At 68.7% G+C, this 8,753-nt stretch carries 9 protein-coding genes; 6 read left to right on the top strand and 3 right to left on the bottom strand.

The genetic code is table 11. The features are described from left to right. Window positions 1-90: 90 nt before the first annotated feature. The 3 genes from AC3WL7_RS12600 to AC3WL7_RS12590 all read right to left on the bottom strand — a co-directional run bounded on the left by AC3WL7_RS12600 (window position 91) and on the right by AC3WL7_RS12590 (window position 3,127). Window positions 91-1,443, bottom strand: a complete 1,353-nt coding sequence (locus AC3WL7_RS12600; protein WP_492750525.1) for a sigma-54 interaction domain-containing protein — start codon at window positions 1,441-1,443, stop codon at window positions 91-93. A 242-nt stretch (window positions 1,444-1,685) separates the two neighbouring features. After that, the gene (locus tag AC3WL7_RS12595; protein WP_079222663.1) at window positions 1,686-2,456 is read right to left on the bottom strand and encodes a C40 family peptidase; all 771 of its coding nucleotides are present in this window, start codon (window positions 2,454-2,456) and stop codon (window positions 1,686-1,688) included. Window positions 2,457-2,587: 131 nt separating this feature from the next. Further along, window positions 2,588-3,127: a C40 family peptidase gene (locus tag AC3WL7_RS12590; protein WP_200732306.1), complete on the bottom strand. Its 540-nt coding sequence runs from the start codon at window positions 3,125-3,127 to the stop codon at window positions 2,588-2,590. A 111-nt stretch (window positions 3,128-3,238) separates the two neighbouring features. Between AC3WL7_RS12590 and AC3WL7_RS12585 the strand changes: the two genes are divergently transcribed. The 6 genes from AC3WL7_RS12585 (at window position 3,239) to AC3WL7_RS12560 (ending at window position 8,729) form a co-directional block, all read left to right on the top strand. Next, the gene (locus tag AC3WL7_RS12585) at window positions 3,239-3,721 is read left to right on the top strand and encodes an FKBP-type peptidyl-prolyl cis-trans isomerase (protein ID WP_079222661.1); all 483 of its coding nucleotides are present in this window, start codon (window positions 3,239-3,241) and stop codon (window positions 3,719-3,721) included. A 99-nt stretch (window positions 3,722-3,820) separates the two neighbouring features. After that, window positions 3,821-5,065, top strand: a complete 1,245-nt coding sequence (locus AC3WL7_RS12580) for a DUF418 domain-containing protein (RefSeq protein ID WP_295517516.1) — start codon at window positions 3,821-3,823, stop codon at window positions 5,063-5,065. A gap of 118 nt (window positions 5,066-5,183) precedes the next feature. Beyond that, window positions 5,184-6,542 (top strand): glutathione-disulfide reductase, encoded by a 1,359-nt coding sequence (gorA, locus tag AC3WL7_RS12575; RefSeq protein ID WP_492750520.1) that lies wholly within the window; start codon window positions 5,184-5,186, stop codon window positions 6,540-6,542. A 163-nt stretch (window positions 6,543-6,705) separates the two neighbouring features. Then, the gene (locus tag AC3WL7_RS12570; protein WP_492750518.1) at window positions 6,706-7,626 is read left to right on the top strand and encodes a DMT family transporter; all 921 of its coding nucleotides are present in this window, start codon (window positions 6,706-6,708) and stop codon (window positions 7,624-7,626) included. Beyond that, a complete protein-coding gene (locus tag AC3WL7_RS12565; RefSeq protein WP_234458311.1) occupies window positions 7,623-7,961 on the top strand; it encodes an MGMT family protein in 339 nt (112 codons plus the stop codon). The genes AC3WL7_RS12570 and AC3WL7_RS12565 overlap by 4 nt, the downstream gene beginning before the upstream one ends. A gap of 93 nt (window positions 7,962-8,054) precedes the next feature. Further along, a complete protein-coding gene (locus tag AC3WL7_RS12560; protein ID WP_108747119.1) occupies window positions 8,055-8,729 on the top strand; it encodes a rhomboid family intramembrane serine protease in 675 nt (224 codons plus the stop codon). The last annotated feature ends 24 nt before the right edge of the window (window positions 8,730-8,753 follow it).

Genomic DNA, 8,753 nt, shown 5'->3' with positions numbered 1-8,753 from the left:
GCAGATCCATGCTTGTCGGTCCCTCCACCCTGGCTCCTACATACCTCGTAGGAGCCGGGGGGAACATACAAGCCATGTTCGGCTGGCTTCCTACCGTTCCGGAGGCAGTTCCAGCCGGTGCTTCCGGCACAACCGGTATACCGTCACCCGCGATACCTGCATGTGCCGCGCGCAGGCCGATACGTTGTAGCCATGCATCTTCAGCGTCCGCAGCAGCACATCGCGCTCGACCTGGCCGCGGGCATCCTGCAGCACCGCGCGCGGGGCCGGGGTCTCGGCGTCGGCCATGTCCAAGTCGCTGGCGCTGATCAGTTCGTGTTCGCTGACGATCGCCGCGCGCTGCACCCGGTTCAACAGTTCGCGCACGTTGCCGGGCCAGTCGAAGTGGCGCATCGCCAGGCGCGCGCCGGGATCGAAGCCGCGCGCGCGGCCCGGATGGCGGTTGCGGAAGCTGCGCAGGAAATGCTCGGCCAGCAGCAGCACGTCGTTGCCACGGTCACGCAGCGCCGGCATCGGCAGCCGCAGCACGTTGAGCCGGTAGTACAGGTCGCGGCGGAACCGCCCCTGGGCCACGGCCTGCTCGAGGTCGACATGGGTGGCCGCCAGCACGCGCACATCCACCCGCAGGGGCTGGTTGCTGCCGACCCGCTCCAGGGTGCCTTCCTGCAGCACCCGCAGCAGGCTGGTCTGGGCGTCGGCAGGCAGGTCGCCCACCTCGTCCAGGAACACCGTGCCGCCGTCGGCGGTTTCAAACAGGCCCACCCGGCGCTGCGCGGCCCCGGTGAAGGCGCCGCGCTCGTGGCCGAACAGCTCCGACTGCACCAGGCTGGCCGGAATGGCGCCGCAGTTGACCGCCAGGAAGGGCCGGCCGGCACGACCGGACAAGGCGTGCAGGGCCTGCGCCGCCAGCTCCTTGCCGGTGCCGGTTTCGCCGGTGACCAGCACCGGCAGTTCCACCGGGGCGAACTTGTGCAGGGCAGCCCGTACGGCCAACAGCGCCTGGCTGTCGCCGATCAGGGCCGGCAGGCCGCCGCCGTCGCGCATCGATGCCGTGGGCGGATCCTCCTCGCCGCAGTCACGCTGCATCGCCGTCAGCAGGTCCTGCAGTTCGCGGGGCAGGGTGAACTGGTCCTGGCAGGCACGCAGCAGCGGTGCCCAGCTGGGCGGCGGTGCATCCAGGCCTGCCGGCATCACGGCCAGCCAAGGCAGATGGTGGTGCTGCTCGACCCAAGGCAGCAAAGGGCCCAGCGCCTCTGCATCGAGATGGCGCAGGTCCAGCACGGCCACCAGGTGGTCGCGCCCGCGCAGGCCCACGGCCATGGCGGGCGAGGGGCTGACGCAGCGCAGCTGCCAACCGGCGGCCGCCAGCGCCTCGCGCTCGCCCGCCAGGGGCTGGCCGAACCAGATCACACAGCGTGATGGAACCTGCAGGCTTGCCGCCATGCCTTCCCCCAAGCATCCGGGCAACGCGGGCGGTGTCAGACCGGGCATCGCCGCGTGCCGCCCCACGCCGGGATGCCATGGCCGCATCCAGCGGCCCGTCGCGGCAGGTATCTCGCCGTGACATCAAAGACCAACGCAGGCCGGGCCGGCCAGCGGCCACGCATCGGCGCTGCACGACCGGCGGGCAACAAAAAAGCCGCTGCAGGGCAGCGGCTTCCGGTGCGGGCGCGGGTGCGGCGGGCTCAGAGCTCGACGCGGCGTGCCTGCATGAACTTGTTGCCCCAGTAGCCGGTCAGCAGGGTATCGACGCGGACATCCTTGCCGGTGCTCGGTGCGTGCAGGAAGCGGCCTTCGCCGACATAGATGCCGACGTGGTCGACGCGACCCTTGCGGCCGAAGAAGACCAGGTCGCCGGCGGCCAGCGCGGCACGGTCGTTGATCAGTTCGGCATTGTTGTCATGGGCCATTTCGCGCGAGACGCGCGGCAGCTCGATGCCCAGGGCCGAGCGGAACACGTAACCGACCAGGCCGCTGCAGTCGAAGCCGCTGTCCGGGTTGCTGCCACCCCAACGGTAGGGGGTGCCCAGCAGGGTCATCGCACGGCGCAGCAGGGACTGCACCTTGCCGTTGTCATCCAGGTTGCCCACCACGGCGCCGGTGGCGACGCTGCTGGTGTCGTAGTTGGCGAGCAGGCGGCTGAGGTCGCCGGCAACCATGGCCGAGCGGTCCATCAGCGGAATGGTGTCGTTGGCGGCGAGATGCGGCAGCAGGGCGGCCAGGGTGGCGCTGGCGGCGGCATCGGCGCGGCTGCGCTGGGGAGCGGCAGCGTCGGCCTTGGCGGCCGGCCGGGCGGTCTCGGCCACGGTGGCCGGGGTCGCGTCGGTCTTGGTGGGGGCACTCTGCGACCAGGCCGGGAGGCTGGTCAGACACAGCGCCAGGCCCAGGAAAAGCGGGCGGACACTACGTGAAGAAGCGGCGGTCTGGCCTTGGCCTTGCAGGTCGTCAGTCGTCACGCGTCGGTCACAGGAAAAAAACGATGGGGCATCATGCCCTGTAAAAGCGTCAATAAGTTAAAAATTCCGTTAATAAAACGTTATTCACGCAGTGACGTCCGTCACAGTTTTGAACATATCGCCTGTTCATTTTAGCGAAGAACGCGTTTCGCTCCTGTGTAGTGGTCTTTCCAGTAGGCGCCGCTGAGCGAGTCCAGGCGAACGGTGCCGCCGGTGCTCGGCGCGTGCACGAAACGGCCTTCGCCGACGTAGATGCCGACATGGGTGACGTTGCCGCGGCTGCCGAAGAACACCAGATCGCCGGTGGCCAGGCGCTGCGGGTCGATCTTCGGCCCCTGCACGGCGGCCAGGTCGCGCGAGGTGCGCGGCAGCTTCAGGTCGACCATCTCGCGGTACACGTAGGTCACCAGGCCGCTGCAGTCAAAGCCCGAGTCGGGCGTGTTGCCGCCATAGCGGTAGGGTGTGCCGACCAGGCTGATGGCGCGCATCAGCACCGAATTGGCGGCCTCGGGGTTGTCCGGCGTGGTGGCCGGCCAGTGCGCCGACGGCGGCGGCGTGGCGGGGCGGACGGCCTTGCCGCCACCGCAGGCGGCCAGCAGCAGGGGCAGGGCCAGCAGCAGGGCGGGCGCGAGGATCCGGCGCAGGCCGGACGAAACTGGCGTCTTTTGCATGTTCTCCGGATAATGCGCCACCTTGGATTGGCCGTCATGATGGCGGCGTCCCCGCCGGGCGACAACCCGCCCCAACCCGCCTGCCTCCGGCAGATCCAGACAGAGTTGCGCATGAAGATCGAAAAAGACCGCGTTGTCCGCTTCCACTACACCGTCTCCGAGGTCGGCCAGGCGCCGATCGAATCGTCCAAGGACCGCGGTGAGCCGCTGTCGATCCTGATCGGCCACGGCAACATCATCCCGGGCCTGGAAAACGCCATGATGGACAAGGAAGCCGGCGCGACCTTCGACGTCGATGTCACGGCGGCCGATGCCTACGGCGAGCGTCGCGAGGGCCTGTCCCAGCGCGTGCCGAAGAAGCATTTCGGCAACGCCAAGCTGGTCCCGGGCCAGCAGGTCGTGCTGCAGACCAACTTCGGCCCGCGCGCGGTCACCGTGCAGAAGGTCGGCATGAGCGTGGTCGACGTCGACCTGAACCACCCGATGGCCGGCAAGGACCTGCATTTCGACGTCGAGATCGTCGAAGTGCGCGAAGCCGCCAAGGAAGAAATCGACCACGGCCATGTCCATGGCGACGGTGGCCACCAGCACTGATCGCAGCGCGATCGTGAGGACAGCAACGACCCGCTTCGGCGGGTCGTTGCGTTTCTGGAACACGGCGCGGCCGTCCACGGCGCGCAGGGCGGCGGCATAATGGCGGACCTGCCTGCCGGATGCCCCGTGAACGCCGCTTCCCTTTCCCTGCAGCCGGTGGCTTCCGGCGAACGCATCGCCGTGCTGGACGTGCTGCGCGGAGTGGCCCTGCTGGGCATCCTGCTGATGAACATCGAGGCCTTCAGCGGACCGCTGGACCTGGCCTTCACCGGCATCGACGCGCGCTGGCACGGGCTGGATTACGTGGCCGATGCCTTCGTCTACATCTTCGTGCAGGGCAAGTTCTTCACCCTGTTCTCGCTGTTGTTCGGTGCCGGCTTCGCGGTCATGGCGCAACGCGCGCAGGCGGCTGGCCGCGAGTTCACTCCGTTCTACCTGCGGCGCAGCCTCGGCCTGGCGCTGATCGGCCTGTGCCATGCGCTGCTGGTGTGGTCCGGCGACATCCTGGTGCTGTACGCGCTGGTGTCGCTGCCGCTGCTGGCCTGCCGCGAAGCGCCGCGAAGCTGGTTGCCGTGGATGGGCATCGTGGTCTACCTGGCCGGCGTGTCGATGATGCTGCTGATCGGCGCGATGGTGACGCTCTCACCGGCGCAGGACCTGCAGAAGATGGTGGTCGATGCGCAGCAGGCCATCGACCAGCAGCGGCTGGTGTACGGGCAGGGCAGCTGGATGCAGGGCAACGTGCAGCGCCTGCATGAGTTCGGTTCCTCGCTGGGCGCGCTGGTGATCACCGGGCCGGAGGTGCTGGGCATGTTCCTGATCGGCAGCTGGTTTGCCGGCAGCGGGGCGCTGGCCGAACCGGACCGATTCCCCCGCCTGTATGCGGGCCTGCGCTGGGTCGCGCTGCCGCTGGGCCTGCTGGTCACGCTTGCCGGGGTGCTGTGGAAGCCCTACCTCGCGCCGGGCCAGTACACCCTGGAAACCACGGCGGTGATGTCGCTGGTGTCGGTCGGTGCGGTGCCGATGTGCCTGGGCTACCTGGCCTGGATCGTGCACTGGCGCGCGCGGCTCGGCTGGCTGGCACCGGCAGGGCGCATGGCGCTGACCCACTATCTGGCGCAGTCGCTGGCCTGCACCTGGCTGTTCAACCATTACGGGCTGGGCGGGTTCGACCTGATGCCGCGCGCCTGGCAGGTGGTGTTCGCGCTGCTGCTGTTCGCGCTGCAGGTGGGCATCTCGCACTGGTGGCTGCGGCGCTTCCGCTTCGGCCCGATGGAATGGCTGTGGCGCGCGATGACCTACCGGCAGTGGCCGCCCATGCGCCGCGAGGTTGCGCAGGGCTGATTACCGCCTGTGCCGCTCACGTTGCGCTGCATGTTCCCCATGGCATGCTCGGCCACGGCAGCGGCACCCTCCACGCAGGGCGTGGATCCATGATTCTCCCTTCTTCAGAGCGATCCCGATGAGCACTGCATCCTTTGACTATGACCTGATCGTCCTTGGCGGCGGTTCTGCCGGCCTGGCCGGCGCCATCCGGGCTGCCCAGCATGGCAAGCGCGTGGCGCTGCTGGAACCCGGCGCGCTGGGCGGTACCTGCGTCAATGTCGGCTGCGTGCCGAAGAAGGCGATGTGGCTGGCGGCCGACCTGCACGAGCGCATCGGCCTGGCCAGTGCGATGGGCTTCGATGTGCCGGCGCGCCCGGCGCTGTCGTGGAAGGAACTGGTGATCCATCGCCAGGCCTACATCAGCAACATCCACACCAGCTACAACAAGCGCCTGGACGAAACCGGCGTCGTGCGCATCCCCGCGCGCGGCCACCTGGTCGATGCGCACACCGTGGCGTGCAGCGATGGCGTGCGCTACAGCGCCGAACACATCCTCATCGCCACCGGTGCACACCCGCAGCGGCCAGACATTCCCGGCGCGGCGCTGGGCCTGGTATCCGATGATTTCTTCGACCTGCGCAGCGCACCGGCCGAGGTGGCGATCATCGGCGGCGGCTATATCGCGGTGGAGCTGGCCGGGCTGCTGCAGGCGCTGGGCAGCCGGGTCAGCCTGCTGGTGCGGGGTACGCGCCTGCTGGAACGCTTCGATTACGAACTGACCGACCAGCTGGCCGAGAACCTGAAGCAGCAGGGCGTGCGCATCCACTTCGATTACCGCCTGCGTGAGCTGCAGCGCGAGGGTGAGCGCGTGCGTGCCTTCGGCCATGATGGCCCGCTGGGCAGCGTGTTCGATGCGGTGTTCTTCGCGACCGGGCGCCGCGGCAACAGCCGCGATCTTGGCCTGGAAGCGCTGGGCATCGGCATCGGCGAGCACCAGCAGGTGGAAGTGGATGAGTGGCAGACCACGGCGGTGCCCAGCGTGCATGCCGTGGGTGACATTGCCGGCAAGGTTGGCCTGACCCCGGTGGCGGTGGCCGCGGCAAGGCGCCTGATGGACCGCCTGTTCGGTGGTCGCCCCAGCGCGAAGATGGATTACAGCAACGTGGCCAGCGTGGTGTTCTCGCACCCGCCGCTGGGCGCGGTCGGCATGAGCGAGGAGCAGGCGCGCGCCTGTTTCGACCAGGTGACGGTCTACCACAGCCGGTTCCGGCCGATGCTGCAAGCGCTGGCCAACGGTACCCAGCGCAGCCTGTTCAAGATGGTCTGCGCCGGTGCCGACGAACGCGTGGTGGGCATCCACCTGCTGGGTGAAGCGGCCGACGAGATCCTGCAGGGCTTTGCGGTGGCGGTGAAGATGGGCGCAACCAAGGCCCAGTTCGACGACACCGTGGCCATCCACCCGACCTCGGCCGAGGAAGTCGTGCTGATGCGCTGACCCGCGGTTGTTGTAGAGCCGAGCCCATGCTCGGCTTTCTCCGCCTTGGCACCGCGAAGCCGAGCATCGGCTCGGCTCTACAGGGCATCAGGCGCGTGCATGCGACAATGCGCGTCCCCACATACCTCCGTGGCCGCACCCCGTGCGGCCTGCCGCCGTCCTGATGTCCAGTCCTTCCCCACGCATCGCCACTGCTTCCCCGCGCATTGCCCTGGGTGGCATCGGCCTGGCTGCGGTCGGTGCCATCGCGGCGTCCGGCAAGGCCATCATCGTCAAGCTCGGCCTGCGCCATGGGGTGGATGCCACCACGCTGCTGGCCCTGCGCATGCTGATGGCGCTGCCGCTGTTCGTGCTGATGGCCCTGTGGTCGGCACGCCGTACCGAACCGCTGTCCTGGGCCGACCGGGCGCGCGTGCTGTGGCTGGGCTTCACCGGCTATTACCTGTCCAGCCTGCTCGATTTCCAGGGCCTGCAGTACATCAGCGTGACCCTGGAACGGCTGATCCTGTACTTGAACCCGACCCTGGTGCTGCTGATCAACGTCCTGCTGGCGCGGCAGCGTCCGGGCCGCTGGCAGGTGGCAGCGCTGGCGCTGAGCTACCTGGGCGTGCTGCTGGCCTTCGGCCATGACCTGCAGCGCGAGGGCGGGCAGATCATCGTCGGCAGCCTGCTGGTGCTGGGCAGCGCGCTCAGCTACGCGCTGTACCTGTTCGGCAGTGGCCAGGTGGTCGCGCGCATCGGTGCGGTGCGGCTGACCGCCTATGCCAGCTGCGTGGCCAGCGTGCTGGTGCTGCTGCATTTCGCCATCACCCATCCGCTGCCGCTGCTGTGGCAGGCACCTGCAACGGTGCAATGGCTGTCGCTGGTCAACGCCACGGTATGCACCGTGCTGCCGGTGCTGGCCATCATGCTGGCCGTGCAGCGCGTCGGCTCGTCGCTGGCCGCGCAGGTGGGTATGCTGGGCCCGGTTTCCACCATCGTGATGAGTCTATGGCTGCTCGACGAGCCGATGGGGCCGGCGCAGATCGCCGGCACCGTGCTGGTGCTGATCGGCGTACTGCTGGTGACCCGCCTGCGGCGCTGACGCCGGAACAGGCGCGTGACCGCATCCTGGCGGTGATCCGCGCGATCCCGCCAGGGCAGGTGCTGGGCTACGGCCAGGTGGCCATGCGCGCGGGGCTGCCCGGCCGCGCACGGCTCACCGCGCGCATCCTGGGCCAGAACGAAGACCCCGGCCTGCCGTGGCACCGCGTGCTGCGCTCGGACGGGCGCATTGCCATGGCCGAAGGCTCGGCGGGCTGGCGCGAGCAGTCGCAGCGCCTGCGTGCCGAAGGCGTGGTGGTCGAGAACGGCCGGGTGCGGATGCCGGCCATCGACCCGGCTGCGGCGCTGGATGCCGCGATCTGGGGCCCGGGCTGATCGCTGCCGGCCACTGAACGGAGCGGGCGGGGCGGTCGCCACGCTGTCGTGATGCTGCGGCTATGATGGAGGCCGTTCCATGCCGGTATTCCCATGTTCCCGCGACTGCCCACCGTCACCAAGGCCCTGCTGATCGCCAACGCGATCCTGTTCCTGCTGCAGCAGCCGTTCCTGCTCGGCATGCAGACCTTCGAGCCCTTCATGCTGCAGCCCTGGCAGCAGGGCTTCGATGCGTTTTCCCCGGGCGGCAACTTCCAGCCCTGGCAGCTGCTGACCTACGGCTTCTTGCACGGCAGCTTCGGCCACCTGTTCTTCAACATGCTGGCGGTATTCATGTTCGGCGCGCCGCTGGAGCAGACCTGGGGCGAGAAGCGCTTCCTGCTGTACTACCTGGTGTGCGTGGCCGGTGCCGGTGTCTGCCAGTTGCTGGTGGGTACGCTGCTGGAGAACCCGGCCACGGTGCTGGGCGCATCCGGCGGTGTGTTCGGCCTGCTGCTGGCCTACGGCATGTTGTTCCCGAACCAGCGCGTGATGCTGCTGTTCCCGCCCATTCCGATGAAGGCACGCACGTTCGTGATCCTGTTCGGCGTGGGTGAACTGGTGCTGGGCATGACCGGCTGGCAGCCGGGCGTCGCGCATTTCGCACATCTGGGCGGCATGCTGTTCGGCTGGTTGCTGATCCGCTACTGGCGCGGGCAGTCGCCGTTCAACAAGCGCCGCCCGCCCGGCCCACCGAAGCGCCCGAACCATCTGCGCAGCGTGAAGTGAGGCGCAGCGCGCCTCGCTTCACGC

This window comes from Stenotrophomonas sp. FW305-3-2-15-E-LB1 (assembly GCF_058787375.1).
This window is presented reverse-complemented; position numbering and strand designations above follow the sequence as displayed.

What these genes read in the sequence shown, in the direction of transcription:
- AC3WL7_RS12580 (WP_295517516.1), top strand. Translation starts at nt 3,821, where the DNA reads ATGGCGGACCTGCCTGCCGGATGCCCCGTGAACGCCGCTTCCCTTTCC.
- AC3WL7_RS12600 (WP_492750525.1), bottom strand. Translation starts at nt 1,443, where the DNA reads ATGGCGGCAAGCCTGCAGGTTCCATCACGCTGTGTGATCTGGTTCGGC.
- AC3WL7_RS12590 (WP_200732306.1), bottom strand. Translation starts at nt 3,127, where the DNA reads ATGCAAAAGACGCCAGTTTCGTCCGGCCTGCGCCGGATCCTCGCGCCC.
- AC3WL7_RS12560 (WP_108747119.1), top strand. Translation starts at nt 8,055, where the DNA reads ATGTTCCCGCGACTGCCCACCGTCACCAAGGCCCTGCTGATCGCCAAC.
- AC3WL7_RS12570 (WP_492750518.1), top strand. Translation starts at nt 6,706, where the DNA reads ATGTCCAGTCCTTCCCCACGCATCGCCACTGCTTCCCCGCGCATTGCC.
- AC3WL7_RS12585 (WP_079222661.1), top strand. Translation starts at nt 3,239, where the DNA reads ATGAAGATCGAAAAAGACCGCGTTGTCCGCTTCCACTACACCGTCTCC.
- gorA (WP_492750520.1), top strand. Translation starts at nt 5,184, where the DNA reads ATGAGCACTGCATCCTTTGACTATGACCTGATCGTCCTTGGCGGCGGT.